This is a genomic window from Streptomyces zhihengii, from assembly GCF_016919245.1.
GTDB lineage: Bacteria > Actinomycetota > Actinomycetes > Streptomycetales > Streptomycetaceae > Streptomyces > Streptomyces zhihengii.
Window position 1 is genome coordinate 2,108,806 of sequence record NZ_JAFEJA010000001.1, and the last position, 19,382, is coordinate 2,128,187.

The following is a 19,382-nucleotide window of genomic DNA, read 5'->3' on the forward strand; positions in this document are numbered from 1 at the left end:
TTCCTTATCTCGTTGTCGCTCGGGTCATGTGCTCGGGCTGCGGTCCGGCGGCCGGTCCGGTGGGCGCGGGGCGCCGCACCGGGCCGATCGCGAACAGGGCGAGCCCGCTGACGATGGCGGCGCCGGCCATGATCAGGAACGCGGCGCGGAAGGAGGTGAGGTCGGGCCGTCCCGCGAGCACGGCCGCGACGACGGAGACGCCGACGGCCATGCCGATCTGGCGGGACATGGATGCCATGCCGGTGCCGGTGGCCACCCGCTCCGGCGGCAGGGAGAGGGTCGCCGAGGCGGCCAGCGCGGGCAGGATGAGGCCGAAGCCGATGCCGCCGATGACCGATCCCGGCAGGAAGTGGCCGGTGAAGTCCGGGGTGCCGTCGAGGGCGTAGGTCCACCACAGACCGCCGCCCGCGAAGGCGGCGGCGCCGACGGGGCCGACCCGGTGGACGCCGTGGCGGACGGACAGGATGCCGCTGGGCACGGCGCACAGCGCGGCGCACACCGGCCCGGGCGCGATCTCCATCGCGCCGCGCAGCGTGGAGTGCTGCCAGACCTGGGTGAGGAACAGGATGGTGGACAGGGCCATCGCGCCGACTCCCATGAAGAAGAAGCCGGTCGCCACGTTGCCGAGGGCGATGGTCCTGATCCGCAGCAGTTCCGGTTCGAAGACCGGCGCCGGGTGCCGCCCGGCGCGGCGCACCGTCCAGACCAGGCCGAGCGCGCCGGCCACCGACAGTCCGGCGACCTCCGGGCTCGTCCACCCCCAGGACTGGCCCTGGGCGATGGTGGCGACGACCGCGGCGACGGAGACGGCGAGCACCGCGCTGCCGGCGAGGTCCGGCACGGGGCCGGCCTCCCGGGCGGAGCGGCGCAGCGACCAGGCGCCGATCAGCAGGGCCACCGTGCCCAGTGGCAGGTTGACCACGAAGACCCAGCGCCAGTCGATCTCCGCCAGCAGCCCGCCCAGCGGCAGCGCGGCCGCCGAGCCGACGCCGCCGACGGCGGTCCACAGCCCGATCGCGATGCCGCGCTTCTCGGGGGCGAACAGCCCCAGCAGCAGGCCCAGCGAGCTGGGCGCCATCAGCGCGGCGCCGACGCCCTGGACGGCGCGGGCGGCGACGAGCACCTCCAGGGAGGGCGCCGCCGCGCACACCGCCGACACCCCGGTGAACAGGGCGAGGCCGAGCAGGAAGACCTGCTTGCGGCCGGATCGGTCCGCCCAGCGGCCGCTGGGCAGCAGCAGCGCGGCGAACGTGATCGCGTAGGCGCTCATCACCCAGGACAGGCCGGTCAGGGTGGCCGTGGGAAACGACTCCTGCATGCTCGGGAACGCGATGTTCACGATCAGCATGTCGACCGCGGAGATGAACACTCCGATGAGGATGACGGTGATCGACAGGATCCGGCGCAGCCTGTAGCCGCCCGGGCCCCGGTCCGCCGTCCGGGTGCGCCGGTGCCTGCCCCGGCCGCCGCCGTGGAACCCCCCTTCGCCGCTCATGCCTCGATCCACCTCTCGATCGCGTCGGCGGTCGCCCCGGCGGCGTCCTCCATCAGGGCGAAGTGACCGGCCTCGACGGCGACATGGGCGTCGGCCGTCTCCCACCGGGTGTCGTCCGGCGCCGCGGCGCCGCCGAGCGGCTCGGTCGCCCGGATCATCAGGGTCCTGGCGGAGACGGGCTCCGCGGGGGCGCCGGTGAACAGGCGCAGATAGGCGCCCATGGAGAGCCAGGAGGCGTCGTCGACGGTGATGTCGCGGCGCTCCCCGGTGAGGATGCCGCCCAGCAGGCCGGCGAAGGCCCGTCCGGCGGTGTCGTCCGCGCCCGTCCCGTCGCCGTCGCCGTCGCCGTCGAGGGCCAGCGTGTCGATCATGACGAGGCCGGCGGGAGCCGTGCCCCGGGCCTGGAGGTGTGCCGCGAGCGCGCGCGCCACGACACCGCCCATGGAGAAGCCGGCCAGGACGAACGGGGCGTCGCCGACGGCCGCGCGGATCGCGTCGGCCAGGATCGTGACGGCGGCTTCCCGGGACCGCGGCGAGAGCCCGGTCCCGAAGCCCGGCAGGGCGCACACGTGCACGTCCCGCTCGCCGTCGAAGCGGTCGGCCAGGCGGACGAACTGCTCCTGGCCGGAGCCGACCACGTAGACGTACGACGGCACGCAGACGATCTTCACCCGGCCGGGGCCGGAGGCGAGCTGGGCGATGTGCCCGTCGGTGCCGGGCAGTTCGGCGGCCGACGCGAAGACCGGCCGGGCGCCCGCCTCCTCGACGAGTTCCCGCAGGGCCTCGGTGAGGGTCCCGTCGCCCGCGGCGTCCCGGAGCCGACGGCCGATCGTCCCGCCGCCGGCCGCGGGCGCGGCCTCCGGCATTGCCGATCCCGCCCGCTTGAGCAGCTGCCGGGCGATCTCGCCCGGGGTGGGGTGCTCGAAGACGAACGAGACGGGCAGGCTCAGGCCGGTGGCCTGGGCCAGCCGGTTGCGCAGCCCCACCGCGCTCATGGAGTCCATGCCGAGGTCCTTGAGCCGGCGCTCGGCGTCGACGGCGTCCTCGCCCTGGTGGCCGAGGACGGCCGCGACCTGTGCGGTGACCAGGTCGAGCACGACCCGCTCCCGGTCCGCGTCGGGCACGCCGGCCAGCCGCTGGGCGAGCGAACCGCCGCCGGCCGCGCGCTGGGCCGGGAGACGGACCAGACCGCGCAGCAGGGCCGGAAGGCCGCCGGTACGGGCCTCGGCCCGCAGGGCCGACTGGTCGAGGCGCACCGGTGCCAGCAGGGGCGCGTCCGCGGCCAGGGCCTGGTCGAACAGGGCCGGCACCCGGTCGGCCGCGAAGCCGGTGACACCCGGGGCCCCGTCCTGGGCGGTCCACGGACCCCAGGCGAGCACGGTGCCCGCCAGACCGGCGGCGCGGCGCCGCCGGACCAGGGCCTCGGCGGCGGCGTCCGCCGCCGGGTCGCCGGCCCGCCCGCCGCCCCCGAGGGAGGCGAACGAGGCGAAGAGGACGAACGCGGCCGGCGGGGCCCCCGCCGTCAGGGCGTCCAGGCGGGCGGCCAGTTCGAGGCCGCCGGGTCCGTCCGCCGCGTGGACCACCGCGGTCGGCGGGGCCGTCAGGGAGCCGAGCACCTCCGCCAGACCGTCGGCGTCCGCCGTCAGGGCGCGTACCCGCGCCCCGGCCCCCGACAGTTCCCCGGCCAGCGCGTCCAGCGCCGCCCGGGCGTCTGGGCCTTCCCCGGCCGTGCCGAGCAGCAGCAGGTCCCGCACACCGTGACGGCCGGTCAGATGCCGGGCCAGCGCAGCGCCCTGGGGGCTCGCGCCGCCGGTGAGGAGCACCGTGCCGTCCGCTCCCGGGAGGTCGGCTCCGGCGGGGGCGGGCACCAGGGCCAGCCGGGGTGCGACGAGCCGGCCCGCCCGCACCGCCAGGTGCGGCTCGCCGGTGCCGAGCAGGGCGCCCCACTCCGGCAGCGCGGTGCCGTCGGTGTCCACGGCCAGGAAGCGGCCCGGGTGCGCGGACTGCGCGGCGCGCAGCACACCCCACACCGCCGCCTGCGCCGGGTCGGGCACCTCCCCGTCCCGGACGGCGACCGCGTCGCGGGTGGTCACGGCCAGCACACCGCCGGCCGGGCCGAGGTCGGCCCACCGGCGCACCAGCTCCTCCGCTTCGGCGGCCGCGGCGCGCACCGCCAGGAGGCCGTCACCCGCGGGCGCGGTGACCGCGGCGAGCACGGCCCCCGGGGCGGGCGCCCCGGCGGCCACGGCGTCCGCCAGTTCACCGAGGCCCGGGTACCGGTCGGCGGGCTGACCGGCCTCCGCGTCGCCCAGCACGGCCAGCCGCACCGGCACGGCCGCGGCGGCCGTCACGGGCGCCCAGTCCACGCGGTACAGCGAGCTCTGCGCGCCGCGCAGTTCCTCCAGATGGGCCGGGTCGACGTCGTGGAAGGCGACCCGGTCGACGGCGAGGACGAGCGAGCCGTCCTCGGCGAACAGCTCCAGCCGCAGGGCGTCGCCGTCGGCGGCGACCCGCACCCGGCCCCCGGCGGCGCCGGGGGCGGCCAGCCGGACACCGGCCCAGGAGACCGGCAGCTTGGGCACGTCGCCGTCGGTGAAGCCGAGCTGACCGCAGTGGAGCGCGGACTCGAACAGCGCCGGGTGGACACCGAATCCGGCGGCGCCGGTGCCGTCGGGCAGCGCCAGGTCGGCGAAGACCTCGCCGCCGGAGCGCCAGGCCGCCCGCACCCCCTGGAGCGCCGGGCCGCAGTCGAGACCGAGCGCGGCCAGCGCCTCGTACAGCGCGTCCACGGCCACCGGTTCGGCGTGGGCGGGCGGCCAGGCGCCGGCCCAGCCGGCCGCCGGCTCCGTGTCGGGGGCGAGCCGGCCGGCGCAGTGCCGGGTGGCGTCGGCGAGCTGGTCCCCGTCGGGGCGCGAGTGGACGGTGACCGGGCGGCGGCCGTCGGCGTCCGGGGCGCCGACGATCGCCTGGATCTGGAGCGCCGCCCCGTCGGGCAGCAGCAGCGGTGCCTCGAACATCATCTCGTCGAGCAGCGGTGCGCCGACGTCGCGTCCGGCGGCCAGCGCCAGTTCGACCAGGGTGGTGTTCGGGGCGACGGGCAGCCCGAAGGCGGCGTGGTCGCGCAGCCAGGGCTGGGTCTCGTGGGACAGCCGCCCGGTGAGCACCCACTCGTCACGGTCGGCGAGCCGCATCCCGGCGGTGAGCACCGGGTGCCCGACCCGGCCGAGGCCGGAGAGGGCCGGGTCGCCGGCGGCGGGGCGGGACGCCGGCCAGTACCGCTTGCGCTGGAAGGCGTAGGTGGGCAGCGGGACCCGCCGGGCGGCGGGGCCCTCGAAGGCGGCGTGCCAGTCGGCCCGCACCCCGGCGATGTGGGCCTCGGCGAGGGACAGCAGGAAGCGGTGCGGGCCGCCCTGCCCGCGGCGCAGCGATCCGACGACACCGACGCGCGCCGCGCCGGCGGCGGCGACGGTCTCCTCCATCGCCACGCCGAGCACCGGGTGGGGGGACATCTCCAGGAAGCAGCCGGCGCCGTCCTCGGCCAGCGCCCGGATCGCGGGCTCGAAGCCGACCGGGTTGCGCAGGTTGGCGTACCAGTAGGCGGCGTCCATGGAGGCGGTGTCGACGAACTCGCCGAGGGCCGTGGAGTAGAGCGGGACGGTGCCGCCGCGCGGTTCGACCGGGGCGAACGCCGCCAGCATCTCCTCGCGGGCCGGCTCGACGTGCGGCGAGTGGGAGGCGAAGGTGGCCGGGATCCGCTTGGCGCGGATCTCCTCGCGTTCGCACTGCTCCACCAGCGTGTCGATGACCTCCAGGTCACCGGCGACGATCACGGCGGCGGGCCCGTTGACGGCGGCGACGGTGATCCGGTCCCCGTACGGGGCGATGAGCCGCTCGACCCGCTCGGCCGGCAGGGCGAGGGAGGCGAGGCAGCTCGCGCCGATGAGCCGGTCGCGGGCGATCCGGCTGCGCAGCGCGATGATCCGGGCGGCGTCCCGCAGCGACAGACCGCCGGCCACGTACGCGGCCGCGACCTCGCCCTGCGAGTGGCCGACGACGGCCGACGGCTCCACGCCGTACGACCGCCACAGCGCCGCCAGCGACACCATCACCGCGAACAGCGCCGGCTGCACCACGTCGACGCGCTCCAGGGACGGCGCCCCGGGCGCACCGCGGAGCACGTCCTCCAGGCGCCAGTCGGTGAACTCGGCGAGCGCCGCGCCGCAGGTGGCGATCTCGGCGGCGAACACCGGTGAGGAGTCCAGCAGTCCGACCGCCATGCCCTCCCACTGCGCGCCCTGGCCGGGGAAGACGAACACCGGCTTCGCGGTGGCGGCGGGACGGCCGGACGCGGTGCGCTCGGTGACGTCGCCGACGGCGAACGCGGCCAGCTCGGCGATCAGTTCGTCGCGGCCCCCGGCCACCAGCACGGCCTGGTGCTCCAGGCGGGCGCGGGTGGTGAGCTGGGAGTACGCCAGGTCCGGCACGGTGACGTCCGGGTGCTCCAGCAGGTGGCGGCGCAGGCGTTCGGCCTGGGCGCGGACGGCCGGCCCGGTGCGGGCGGACAGCAGCACGGGGACGACGGTGTCCGGGGACGCGGCGGCCTCGGAGGCGGCCGGGGACGGGATCCCGGTGGCGTACGCGTCCGGGGACGGGGAGGGGAGCCCGGTGGCGTCCGCGCCCGGGATCCCGGCGGGCGGCGCCTCCTCGACGATGATGTGCGCGTTGGTGCCGGAGACGCCGAACGACGACACACCCGCCCGCCGGGGACGGCCGTCCGCCGTCCACTCACGGGCCTCGGTCAGCAGCGCGACGTCGCCCGACCGCCAGTCGATGTGCGGCGAGGGCTCGTCCACGTGCAGGGTCTTCGGCAGCACGCCGTGGCGCATCGCCATCACCATCTTGATGACACCGGCGACGCCGGCGGCCCCGGAGGTGTGGCCGATGTTGGACTTGATGGAGCCGAGCCACAGCGGGTCGCCGTCGCGCTCGCGGCCGTAGGTCGCCAGCAGGGCGTGCGCCTCGATCGGGTCGCCGAGGACGGTGCCGGTGCCGTGGCCCTCGACCGCGTCCACCTCGGAGGCGGTGAGTCCGGCGTTGGCGAGCGCCTGGCGGATCACCCGCTCCTGCGCCGGACCGCTGGGCGCGGTCAGGCCGTTGGAGGCGCCGTCCTGGTTGATAGCGGTGCCCCGGATCAGACCCAGGATGCGGCGGCCGTTGCGCCGGGCGTCCGACAGGCGCTCCAGCAGCACCAGGCCCAGACCGTCGGAGAAGCCGGTGCCGTCGGCGGAGGCCGCGTAGGCGCGGCAGCGGCCGTCGGGCGAGTTGGCGCCCTGGCGGCTGAACTCGGTCATGGTGATCGGCGTCGTCATGAAGGTGACGCCGCCCGCGAGGGCGAGCGAGCACTCGCCGTTGCGCAGGGCCTGGGCGGCCATGTGCAGGGCGACTCCGGAGGAGGAACAGGCCGTCTCCACCGACACGGCTGGCCCTTCCAGGCCCAGGGTGTAGGCGATGCGGCCGGAGGCGACGCTCGCCATGGTGCCGGTGACGCGGTAGCCCTCGTAGTCGTCGGGCACGAGGATGCCGTAGTCGGATCCGGTGATGCCGGCGAAGACACCGGTGTCGGTGCCCCGCAGGCTGGTCGGGTCGATGCCGGCGTGCTCCAGGGTCTCCCAGGAGGTCTCCAGCAGCAGGCGCTGCTGCGGGTCCATGGCCATGGCCTCGCGGGGGCTGATGCCGAAGAACTCGGCGTCGAAGTCGCCCATGCCGGCCAGGAATCCGCCGCCGCGCGCATACGTCGTGCCGGTGCGCTCGCGGTCGGGGCTGTAGATCCGCTCCAGGTCCCAGCCGCGGTCGCCGGGCAGCGGCCCGATCACGTCGCGGCCCTCGGCCACGATCTCCCACAGCTCCTCGGCGGAGGTGACGCCGCCGGGGAAGCGGCAGCCGATGCCGATGACGGCCAGCGGCTCGTCGTCGGTGCCGGCGCGCCGCTGGGCGGTGGGCCGGGCCTGCTCCTCGGTGCCCTCGGCCTGCGCGAGCAGCAGCCGGGCGACGGCCAGCGGTGTCGGGTGGTCGAAGACGAGCGTGGCGGCCAGCGGCACGCCGGTGCTCCGCGAGAGGCGGTTGCGCAGCTCGACGGCGCTGACGGAGTCGAAGCCCAGCTCCTTGAAGGCGCGTTCGCCGTCGACGCCGTCGGCGGAGTCGTGTCCGAGCACGGCGGCGGCCTGCGCCCGGACCAGGTCGAGCACCACGCCCTCCCGGTCGGCCTCGGGCACCTCGGCCAGCCGGCGCGCCAGGCCGCCGCCGGCGGCGGCGCGCCGGGCGGGCACGCGGACGACGCCGCGCAGCACGGCGGGCAGCAGTCCGGCCCTGGCCTGCTCGCGCAGCACCGCGGGGTCGAGGTCGACCGCGGCGAGCAGCGGCTCCTCGCCCGCGACGGCGCGGTCGAACAGCTCGTGGGCCAGTGCGGCGGACAGCGGCAGGATGCCGGCCTGCGCCGCGAGGGCGAGACGGGCCTCGCCGAGGTCGCCCGCCTCGTCGCCGGCCCGGTGGCCCCAGGCGAGCGCGGTGGCGGGGAGCCCGGCGGCACGGCGGCTCCCGGCGAGGGCGGCGAGCGAGGCGCCGGCCGCGGAGGCCGCCGCCCGGCCGGGTGTGCCGGCCAGGCCCTCGAAGGAGGAGAACAGCACGAACGCGGCGAGTTCCCCGCCCGCGGTCAGCTCGTGGAGGTGCCAGGCCGTCTCGACGGACGCGCGCAGCGCGCCGTCGAGGTCCGCGTCGTCGAGGGTCTCGATCAGGCCGGAGACGGGGTCGCCCGCGGAGTGGACGACCGCGGTGAGCGGGTGCTCCAGGGAGTCCAGCAGCAGGGCGAGCTGGTCCCGGTCGGTGAGGTCGCAGGCGACGACGCGCACATCGGCGCCGAGGGCCTCCAGCGCGGCGGGCAGCTCCGCCGGGAGCGCCTCGGCGGTGGTGTCCGTCCCGTCCGCGGGAGCGGCCAGCACGAGGTGGCGGGCGCCGTGCCGGGTGACGAGGTGCTCGGCGAACCGTGCTCCGGAGGCTCCGGTGATCAGCACGGTGCCGTCCGGGTCCACGGGCGCCGGTGCGGTGGTGGTGGCGGTGGCCCCCGCCTTCGTCAGCCGGGGCGCGAGGACGCGGCCGCCGCGCAGGGCGAGCTGCGGCTCGTCCAGGGCGTGCAGCGCGGCCCACGGGAGGCCGTCGGCGGCGGTGCCGGTGTCGCCGGCGGCTTCCGGGTCCGTGACCGGGTCCGTGTCGAGCTCGGTGACCGGGTCCGTGTCCGGGTCCGTGTCCGTGTCCACCAGCAGGAAGCGGCCGGGGTGTTCGGACTGCGCGGCCCGGACGACGCCCCAGACCGCGGCCTGCGCGGCGTCGGGGGTCTCGTCGCCGGTGGCGACCGCGCCGCGGGTGAGCACCACGAGGGTGGTCCCGCCCAGCGGGCCGCCGGCCGGCCACTGCCGGACCAGCGACGCGGCCCGCGCGGCGGCCTCGCGCACCGCCGCGGGCACCGGCCCGGCGGGGGTGGCGACGGAGGCCAGGACCAGCCGGGGCGCCGTCGCGCCGTCGGCGGCGGCCTGTTCGAGCGCGGCGACACCGGCGTGGCGCTCGCCGGCACCGTCCGCGGCGCCTTCGCCGGCACCGTCCGCGGCGCCTTCGGCGGTGCCGAGGGCGGCGACGGGCACCGGCTCGGCGGCGGCGGGCGTCAGCGGCGTCCAGTCCAGGCGGAGCAGCGCGTCCTGGGCGCGGCGCCGCTGCCCCTCGCGGGGCGGCTCGGCGGGGCGCAGCGCGATCCGCTCGGCGTGCGCGACGGGCGCGCCCTCGGTGTCGAAGGCGTCGAGCCGCAGTGCCCCCTCACCGGCCGGTGTCAGGCGCACCCGCAGCGCTCCGGTCCCCTCGCCGGCCAGCCGCAGGCCGGACCAGGAGGCGGCGGACGGCGCGGCGGCGGCGCCGGGCCGGTGGGCGAGGTGGACCACGGACTCCAGCAGGGCCGGGTGGACGGCGTAGCCGCCGGGCTCCGTGCCCTCGGGCAGGGCGAGTTCGGCGTAGGTGCCGTCGCCGAGGGTCCACGCCGCCTGGATGCTCTGGAGCAGCGGGCCGCTGTCGAGTCCGGCCTCGGCCAGGGCCGTGTACAGGGCGTCCACCGGGACGGGTTCGGCTCCGGCGGGCGGCCAGGCGGACTGCCGGGCGGCCGGCGGCTCGGCGCCGGGGGCGATCCGGCCGCGGGCGTGGCGGACGGTGTCGCCGTCCGGCCCGCCGACGGTGTCCGTGCCGGACCAGACGGCCACCTCGCGGCGGCCCTCGGCGTCGGCGGCGCCGACGGTGACCTGGACGCGGACGCTGTCGTCGCCGAGGACCAGCGGGGCGTCCAGGGCCAGTTCCTCGATCAGGTCGCAGCCGAGGTGCCGTCCCGCGGAGAGCACCAGCTCCAGCAGGGCGGCGCCCGGGAGGACGGTGGTGCCGAAGAGGGCGTGGTCCCGGGTCCAGGGCTGCCCCTGGTGGGAGACGCGGCCGGTGAGGATCCACTCGTCGCGGTCGCCGACCTCGACGGCGGCGGCGAGCACGGGGTGTTCGACGGGGCCGAGGCCGACGGCGGAGGCGTCGGCGAGTCCGGTGGCGTCGAGCCAGTACCGCTTGTGCTGGAAGGCGTAGATGGGCAGCGGGACCTGCCGTGCGCCGGCTCCGTCGAACGCGGCGGCCCAGTCGGTGCGGACACCGGCGGTGTGCGCCTCGCCGAGGGACAGCAGGAAGCGGGACAGGCCGCCCTCGCCGCGGCGCAGGGAGCCGACGACGCCGACGCGCCGGTCGGTGCCGTGGTCGGCGATCGTCCCCTCCACGGCCAGGGCGAGCACGGGGTGGGGTGACATCTCCAGGAAGCAGCCGGTGCCGTTGTCGACGAGCGCGCGGACGGCGGGCTCGAAGCCGACCTGGGCGCGCAGGTTGCGGTACCAGTAGCCGGCGTCCGCCGTCGCGGTGTCGATGAGGCCGCCGGTCACCGTCGAGTGGAACGGCACCCGGCCGCTGGTGGGTTCGACGGGGGCCAGCGCGGCCAGCAGCTCGGTCCGGACGGTCTCCACCTGGGCCGAGTGGGAGGCGTAGTCGACGTTGACGCGGCGGGCGCGCACACCGTCGCTCTCGCAGGCGGCGAGGATCTCGTCCAGCGCCTGCGGCTCGCCCGCCACCACGACGGACGAGGGGCCGTTCACGGCCGCCACCGACACCCGGCCCGCGTACGGAGCGATCAGCTCCTCCGCGGCGGTCACCGGCAGCGCCACCGACATCATGCCGCCCAGGCCCGCGAGCCGGTCGCGCACCAACTGGCTGCGCACCGCCACGATCCGGGCCGCGTCCTTCAGCGACAGACCGCCCGCCACGTACGCGGCGGCGATCTCCCCCTGCGAGTGGCCGACGACGGCCGACGGCTCCACGCCGTACGACCGCCACAGCGCCGCCAGCGACACCATCACGGCGAACAGCGCGGGCTGCACCACGTCCACGCGCTCCAGCGACGGCGCCCCCGGGGCGCCGCGCAGCACGTCCTCCAGACGCCAGTCCACGAACTCCGCCAGCGCCTCACCGCACGCCGCGATCTCCGCCGCGAACACCGGCGCGGAGTCCAGCAGTCCGACCGCCATGCCCTCCCACTGCGCCCCCTGGCCCGGGAACACGAACACCGGCTTGGCGCCGGGGAGCGCGCGGCCTTCGACGGTCAGCGGGGAGGGCTCGCCGGCGGCGAGGGCCGCGAGCCCCGTCAGCAGGTCCGCGCGGCCCGCCGCCGCCACGACACCGCGGTGCTCCAGGTGGGCCCGGGTGGTCGCGGTGGAGAAGCCGAGGTCGGTGAGGGACAGCTCGGGCCGGGCCAGGGCGTGGGCCCGGAGCCGGTCGGCCTGGGCGCGCATCGCGGCGGCGGTGCGGCCGGACACGGTCACGGGCACGGCGGGCATCGGCCGCGCCGGCGCGGCGTCCTCGGCGGGCGTCTCGGCGGGCGCCTCCTCCAGGACGATGTGCGCGTTGGTGCCGGAGACGCCGAACGACGACACGGCGGCACGGCGGGGGCGCTCCCCCGCGAGCCACGGGCGTGCCTCGGTCAGCAGCTCGATGTCACCGGCCTCCCAGTCGATGTGCGGGGAGGGCTCGTCGACGTGCAGGGTGCGCGGCAGCACGCCGTTGCGCATCGCCATGACCATCTTGATGACACCGGCGACGCCCGCGGCCAGCGAGGTGTGCCCGATGTTGGACTTGATCGAGCCCAGCCACAGCGGGCCGTTGTCCCGCTCGCGGCCGTAGGTCGCCAGCAGGGCGTGCGCCTCGATCGGGTCGCCCAGGACGGTGCCGGTGCCGTGGCCCTCGACGGCGTCCACGTCACCGGGGCGCAGTCCGGCGTTGGCGAGCGCCTGGCGGATCACCCGCTCCTGGGAGGGCCCGTTGGGGGCGGTGAGGCCGTTGGAGGCGCCGTCCTGGTTGATCGCGGTGCCCCGGATCAGGCCGAGGATGCGGCGGCCGTTGCGCTGGGCGTCCGAGAGGCGCTCCAGGACCACCAGGCCGAGGCCGTCGGAGAATCCGGTGCCGTTGGCGGAGGCCGCGTAGGCGCGGCAGCGGCCGTCCGGGGACACCGCCTGCTGGCGGCTGAACTCGGCGAGCAGGAACGGCCCGGACATCACCGTCACACCGCCGACGAGCGCCATCGAGCACTCGCCGGCCCGCAGGGCCTGCGCGGCCATGTGCAGGGCGACGGCCGACGAGGAGCACGCCGTGTCGACGGAGACCGCCGGGCCCTCCAGGCCGAACACGTAGCTGATGCGTCCGGAGGAGACGCTGGCCGCGCCGCCGGTGAGCTGGAAGCCCTCGATGTGGGGCAGGCTGCCCGCGGGCACCGTGCAGTAGTCGCTGGTGCCGACGCCGCAGAAGACGCCGGTGTCGCTGCCGCGCAGCGAGGTGGGGTCGATGCCCGCGTGCTCGAACGCCTCCCAGGACGCCTCCAGCAGCAGTCGCTGCTGCGGGTCCATGGCGAGGGCCTCGCGGGGGCTGATGCCGAAGAACTCGGCGTCGAACTCGGCTATGCCGTCGAGGAATCCGCCGCCGCTGGTGGAGACGGAGCCCGGGCGGGTCATGCTCGGGTCGTAGATGCGTTCCGGGTCCCAGCCCCGGTCGTTGGGCAGGCCGGAGATGGCGTCGCGTTCCGACGCCACGAGCTCCCACAGCTCCTCGGGCGAGGTGATGCCGCCGGGGTAGCGGCAGCTCATGCCGACGATGGCCAGCGGCTCACCGGCCTGGGCGAGCAGCCGCTTGTTGAGCTGACGGAGCCGGTCGGTCTCCTTGAGGGACTTGCGGAGCGCCTCGACGAGCTGATTCTGGTCGGTGGCCATGTCTATTCCTTCGTTTCCGAGCCGATTGCGGCGGCGGCGTTCTCGGCCGGTGTCATGCGAGGTCCTCCTGGGCCATCCGGATCAGGGCCTCCGCGTCCATGTCGTCGAAGGAGGCGGCCTCCGCCTCCTCGGCGTCCGGGGCGGGCAGATCGCCGTCGGCCAGTTCGCGGAGCGTGGTGAGCAGCCCCGCCTTGCGCAGCCGGTCGACGGGGATCGACGCGAGCAGCGCGCGGATCTCCTCCTCCTCGGACCGCGGCGCCGCGGCGCCGCCGGGGGCCATCTCCGGCAGCAGGTGGCGGGCGACGGCGGCCGGGCTGGGGTGGTCGAACACGACGGTGGCCGGCAGGCGCACCCCCGTGGCCCGGGTGAGCCGGTTGCGGAGCTCGACGGCGCTCAGCGAGTCGAAGCCGAGGTCCTTGAACGCCCGCTCCGGGTCGACGGACGCGGCCGAGGCGTGACCGAGCACCGACGCGACCTGCGACTGGACCAGTTCGAGCACGATCCGCTCCCGGTCCGCCTCCGGCGCCTCGGCCAGCCGCCGGGCGAGCGCCGCGGCACCGGCGTCGTCGCCCCGGGCGGCCGGGAGCCGCACCAGGCCCCGCAGCAGCGGCGGGAGCATCCCGGCCCGCGCCTGGGACCTCAGCGCCGCCGTCTCCAGCAGCACCGGGACGACCACGGGGGCGTCCGCGCCGAGCGCCTGGTCGAACAGCGCGAGACCGGACTCCGCGGTGAGCGCCTTCATGCCCATCCGCTCCAGACGGGCCAGCTCGGCCTCGTCCAGGGAGGCGGCCATGCCCGCGGCCTCGGACCACAGGCCCCAGGCGAGCGAGACGGCGGGCAGGCCGGCGGCCCGGCGGACCGCGGCCAGGGCGTCCAGCGAGGCGTTGGCCGCCGCGTAGTTCGCCTGCCCGGGGCTGCCCATCAGCGACGCCACCGACGAGAAGACCACGAACGCGGACAGGTCCGCCCCGGCGGTCAGCTCGTGCAGATGCCACGCCGCGTCCGCCTTCGGACGCATCACGGCCGCGACGCGCTCCGGCGTCAGCGACTCGACCACACCGTCGTCCAGCACACCGGCCGTGTGCACCACGGCCGTCACCGGATGCTCCAGGGCGCCGAGGGCGGCCGCGAGCTGCTCCCGGTCCGACACGTCGCACGCGACGATCCGGGCCTCGCAGCCCGACCCGGCCAGTTCCGCGACCAGTTCGGCCGCGCCCCCGGCCTCGGGGCCGCTGCGGCTGAGCAGCAGCAGACGCCGTACGCCGTACGCGGTGGCCAGGTGACGGGCGAACAGCGCGCCCAGACCGCCGGTGCCGCCGGTGACCACCACGGTGCCGTGCGAGCCGAGCGGCGCGGGCACGGTGAGCACGAGCTTGCCGGTGTTCCGGCCCTCCCGCAGGTACCGCAGCGCCTCCCGGCCCTGCCGCACGTCCCACGTCCGGATCGGGGCGAGGGCGAGGACACCGTCGCGGAACAGCGAGACGATCTCCCGCAGCAGCTCGCCCAGCCGCTCGGGACCGGCCTCCCACAGGTCGAACGCCCCGTACGCGACTCCGGGCCACCGGGCCGCGACCTCGTCCGCGTCGCGGATGTCGGTCTTGCCCATCTCGACGAACCGGCCGCCGCGCGGCAGCAGGGACAGCGAGGCGTCGGTGAAGTCGCCCGCGAGGGAGTTCAGCACCACATCGACACCGGCGCCGCCGGTGACGTCCAGGAAGGCGCCGGCGAAGCCGAGTTCACGCGAGGACGCGAGATGGTCGGCGGCGACACCGGCACCGCGGACGGCGTCCCACTTCGACGGGCCGGCCGTCGCGAACACCTCGGCGCCGAGGTGCCGGGCGATCTGCACGGCCGCCGTGCCCACCCCGCCGGCCGCGGCGTGCACCAGCACCCGCTCGCCGGCACGCAGTCCGCCCCGGTCCACCAGACCGTGATAGGCGGTCGCGTACGCGACCGGCACCGACGCCGCCTCGGTGAACGTCCACTCCTCGGGCATCCGGGCGAGCAGCCCGGCATGGGCGACGGCCACCGGGCCGAAGGAGTCCATCACGATGCCGAAGACCCGGTCGCCGGGCGCGAGGTCCGTAACGTCCGCCCCGGTCTCCAGCACCACACCGGCCGCCTCCGCGCCCAGGGGCGCGTCCTGCGGGTACAGGCCGAGCGCGATCAGCACGTCACGGAAGTTGACGCCCGCGGCACGGACGGAGAGCCGCACCTCGCCGGCGCCGAGGGGACGGCGGGCGTCACCGGGCGCGACCTCGACACCGTCCAGCGAGCCCTTGCGGGTGACCGCCAGCCGCCACGCGTCGTCGGCGACGGACGGCGCCGTGCCCAGGCGCGGCGCGAACACCTCGCCGTCCCGCACGGCGAGCTGCGGTTCGCCCGTCTCCAGGAGCGCGCCCCAGTCCGGCTCGTCGCCGTCGAGGTCGGCCTCGGGGATCAGGGCGAGGTCGGGGTCGGGGTTGACGTCGACCAGCAGGATCCGGTCCGGGTGCTCGGACTGGGCACTGCGCAGCAGACCCCACACGGCGGCCTGCGCGATGTCGGGCGACTCGCCGTCGCGGACGGCGACCGCGCCGCGGGTGACGACGACCAGCCGGGCCTCGCCCAGCCACTCGCTCGCCAGCCACTCCTGCACGGCGGTCAGCGCCGATGCGGCGGCCCTTCCCGCGGCGGCGGCCGGGCCGGCGTCCTCGGGGGTGTCGACCGCGGTCACCACCAGCTCGGGCGCCCGGCCCCCGCCGGCGAGGGTCCGCTCCAGCGCGGCCAGGTCGGTGAACCGCTCACCCGTCGCTGCCGCCGTGCCGAGCACCGCGACCCGCGCGGACCGTGCCTCGCCGGTCGCGACGGGGGCCCAGTCCAGCCGGTGCACGGTCTGCCGGCCGCCGTGCCGCAGCCGCTCCAGCTGCGCCGGGTCGACCGGACGCAGGTCCAGCCGCGCCAGGCTCAGCACATGTTCGCCCAGCTCGGAGACCACGTCGAGGCCGAAGGCGGTCTCGTCGACCCGGCGCATCCGCACCCGCACCCGGGACAGACCGCGCCGCCCGGTGCGCACCCCGGACCAGGAGAACGGCAGAACGGCCGTGTCCCGGGGCCCGTCCTGCGGCAGACCGGCGTGCAGGGAGGCGTCGAACAGGGCGGGGTGGATCCCGAAGTCCTCGCCACCGGTGTCACCGGGCAGGGCGACCTCCGCGAAGGAGTCCCCGCCCGCCTTCCATGCCGTCCGCACCCCCTGGAAGAGGGGGCCGTAGTCGAAGCCGAGCTCCGCCATGCCCGCGTAGAGCGCGTCGGCGGTCATCTCGGCACCGCCGGCGGGCGGCCACTCGGCCGGCACCCACGGCGCGGCGGCGGTGTCCTCCGCGGCGAGCCAGCCGCGGGCGTGGCAGACCGGCTCGGCCCGCTCGTCGGCGCCGGTGCTCCCGGTGTTCTCGCTGTTCTCGCTGTTCTCGGGGCGGGCGAAGACCGCCACCTCGCGGCGGCCGTCGTCACCCGCGGGGCCGACCGTGACCCGCAGTTGGGCGGCGGCGCCCTCCTCCAGCAGCAGCGGCGCCTCCATCACCAGCTCGTCCACGACGGGCGCGCCCACCCGGTGGCCGACGACGGACGCCAGCTCCACCCAGGCGGTACCCGGCACGATCACCGCACCGAGGACGACATGGTCGAGCACCCACGGCTGGCTCTCGCCGGAGATCCGGCCGGTGAACACCCACTCGTCCCGGTCGCCGAACTGGACGGCGGCGGCGAGGACGGGGTGCTCGACCCGGTCCAGCCCCGCGGCCGCCACATCACCGGCTCCGGCGGAGGGCATCAGCCAGTAGTTCTCCCGCTGGAAGGCGTAGGTGGGGAGGTCGACGCGGCGTGCGCCGCTGCCGGCGTAGTACGCGTCCCAGTCGACGCCCGCACCCGAGGTGTGGGCACGGCCGAGGAACGCGGCGAACGTGTCCGCCTCCGCGTGCTTGGCGCGCAGAGCGGGCACGAAGGCGGCCTCGGTGTCGTCCTCGACGCACTGCCGGGCCATCGCGGTCAGCACCGCGTCCGGACCCAGCTCCAGGAACCGACGGACACCCAGCTCCCACAGGGTGGCCACACCGTCGGCGAAACGCACGGCCTGGCGGACGTGGCGCACCCAGTACTCGGCGTCGAAGCCGGTGACGACCTCGCCCGTGACGTTGGAGACGACGGGGATGGCGGGCGTGCCGTACGTCAGGCCCTGAGCGATGGTGCGGAACTCGTCCAGCATCGGCTCCATACGGGGCGAGTGGAAGGCGTGCGACACCCGCAGCCGGGACGTCTTGCGCCCCTCCCACGCCGGAAGCCACTCCTCCACCGCGTCCGCGTCACCGGAGACGACAACCGCGAGCGGCCCGTTGACGGCGGCGATCTCCAACCGGCCCTCGAAGCCCGTCAGGGATGCGGCAACCTCGGCCTCGGCGGCCTGGACCGCCACCATCGCACCACCCGCGGGCAGCGCCCCCATCAACCGACCACGCGCAACCACCAGTTCGGCCGCGTCCGCGAGGGAGAGCACTCCGGCCACGTGCGCGGCGGCGATCTCACCGACCGAGTGACCAATCAGGAAGTCGGGCCGGATCGACAGCGACTCGGTCAGGCGGAACAGGGCCACCTCGACCGCGAACAGCGCGGCCTGGGTGAACTCCGTGGAGTTGAGGATCTCGCTGTCCTCGGCCAGCAGCTCGCGCAGCGAACGCCCCAGCCGGGGGTCGAGTTCGGTGCATGCCTCGCTGAGTGCCTGCTCGAACGCCGGGAAGCGAGCCGCCAGTTCGAGGCCCATGCCCGTGCGCTGGGACCCCTGCCCCGTGAACAGGAACGCCGACTTGCCCCCCACACCCGAATCCGAGGCCGCGACATCACCGAGCCGCGCCAGCAGCTCATCGCGGTCCGAGGCGACCACCACCGCACGCCGCTCCAGCAGCGCGCGCGAGGTCACCAGGGAGTACGCGGTGTCGAGCAGGGACACCTCCGGACGCGCCAGCACCTGGGCACGCAGCCGCTCCACCTGCGCCGTCAGCGCCGCATCCGTACGCGCCGAGATGACGACCGGCACCGGCGCACCGGACACCGTCCGCTCCACCGGGGCGGGCTCCTCGGCGGCGGGGGCCTCCTCCACGATGATGTGCGCGTTGGTGCCGCTCACTCCGAACGAGGAGATGCCCGCACGGCGCGGACGGCCGTCCTCGGCAGCCCACTTGCGGGCCTCGGTCAGCAGCCGGACCTCGCCCGACTCCCAGTCCACGTGCGAGGAGGGTGTGTCGACGTGCAGGGTCTGCGGCAGCATCCCGTGCCGCATCGCCATCACCATCTTGATCACACCGGCGACACCGGCGGCGGCAGAGGTGTGGCCGATGTTCGACTTGATGGAGCCGAGCCACAGCGGCTCGCTCGCACGGTCGCGGCCGTAGGTGGCGAGCAGCGCCTGCGCCTCGATCGGGTCGCCGAGCTTGGTGCCCGTGCCGTGGCCCTCGACCGCGTCCACGTCGGAGAGACGCAGCCCGCCGTTCTCCAGGGCCCGGCGGATGACCCGTTCCTGCGAGGGGCCGTTGGGGGCGGTGAGGCCGTTGGAGGCGCCGTCCTGGTTGATCGCGGTGCCACGGATCAGCCCGAGGATGCGCCGGCCGTTGCGGCGGGCGTCGGAGAGGCGCTCCAGGACGACCAGACCGAGACCGTCGGAGAATCCCGTGCCGTCGGCGGACTCCGCGTACGCCTTGCACCGGCCGTCGACGGCGAGGCCGCGCTGGCGGCTGAACTCGCGCAGCATGAACGGCCCCGGCATCAGCGCCACACCGCCCGCGAGGGCGAGGGAGCACTCACCGGCCCGCAGGGCCTGCGCGGCCATGTGCAGGGCGACGGCCGACGAGGAGCACGCCGTGTCGACGGAGACCGCCGGGCCCTCCAGGCCGAACAGGTAGGAGATGCGTCCGGAGGAGACGCTGGCCGAGCCGCCGGTGAGCTGGAAGCCCTCGACCTGCGCGAGGCTGCCCTCGGGCGCCACGCTGTAGTCGGTCACACCCAGGCCGCAGTAGACGCCGGTGTCGCTGCCGCGCAGCGAGGCCGAGTCAATGCCCGCGTCCTCGAACGCCTCCCAGGTCGCCTCCAGCAGCAGCCGCTGCTGCGGGTCCATGGCGAGCGCCTCGCGCGGGCTGATCCCGAAGAAGTCGGCGTCGAACTCGCCGATGCCCTCCAGGAAGCCGCCGCCCTGGGCGTAGACCGTCCCGCTGCGGTCGGGGTCCGGGTCGTAGAGCCGCTCCAGGTCCCAGCCCCGGTCGGTGGGCAGCCCGGTGATGGCGTCACGGCCCGAGGCGACCAGCTCCCAGAGGTCCTCCGCCGAGGTCACCCCGCCCGGGTAGCGGCAGCTCATGCCGACGATCGCCAGCGGTTCGGTGGCACGGGACTCGACCTCTTCGAGCTGTGCCCTGGTGTCGTTCAGTTCGACCGCGACCTTTTTCAGGTAGCGGACGAGCTTCTCCTGCTGATCGATGTTCTCCGTCATTTCCGAG

Annotated in this window: 3 protein-coding genes and 1 pseudogene; all 4 read right to left on the reverse strand. The window is 76.1% G+C overall.

Annotation, left to right across the window (positions count from 1 at the left end; all coding sequences use genetic code 11):
- Nucleotides 1–4: 4 nt before the first annotated feature.
- The 4 genes and pseudogenes from JE024_RS08660 to JE024_RS08695 all read right to left on the reverse strand — a co-directional run bounded on the left by JE024_RS08660 (nt 5) and on the right by JE024_RS08695 (nt 19,375).
- On the reverse strand, nt 5–1,495 hold the full coding sequence (locus JE024_RS08660; protein ID WP_205373048.1) for an MFS transporter: 1,491 nt from the start codon (nt 1,493–1,495) through the stop codon (nt 5–7).
- The gene (locus tag JE024_RS42535) at nt 1,492–5,772 is read right to left on the reverse strand and encodes an acyltransferase domain-containing protein (protein WP_443742869.1); all 4,281 of its coding nucleotides are present in this window, start codon (nt 5,770–5,772) and stop codon (nt 1,492–1,494) included. Before JE024_RS42535 ends, JE024_RS08660 begins: the two co-directional genes overlap by 4 nt.
- Before the next feature lie 168 nt (nt 5,773–5,940).
- Nucleotides 5,941–12,873, reverse strand: a pseudogene (locus JE024_RS42540) (type I polyketide synthase); the annotation flags it as partial.
- 46 nt (nt 12,874–12,919) lie between these two features.
- On the reverse strand, nt 12,920–19,375 hold the full coding sequence (locus JE024_RS08695; RefSeq protein ID WP_205373049.1) for a type I polyketide synthase: 6,456 nt from the start codon (nt 19,373–19,375) through the stop codon (nt 12,920–12,922).
- Nucleotides 19,376–19,382: the final 7 nt, after the last annotated feature.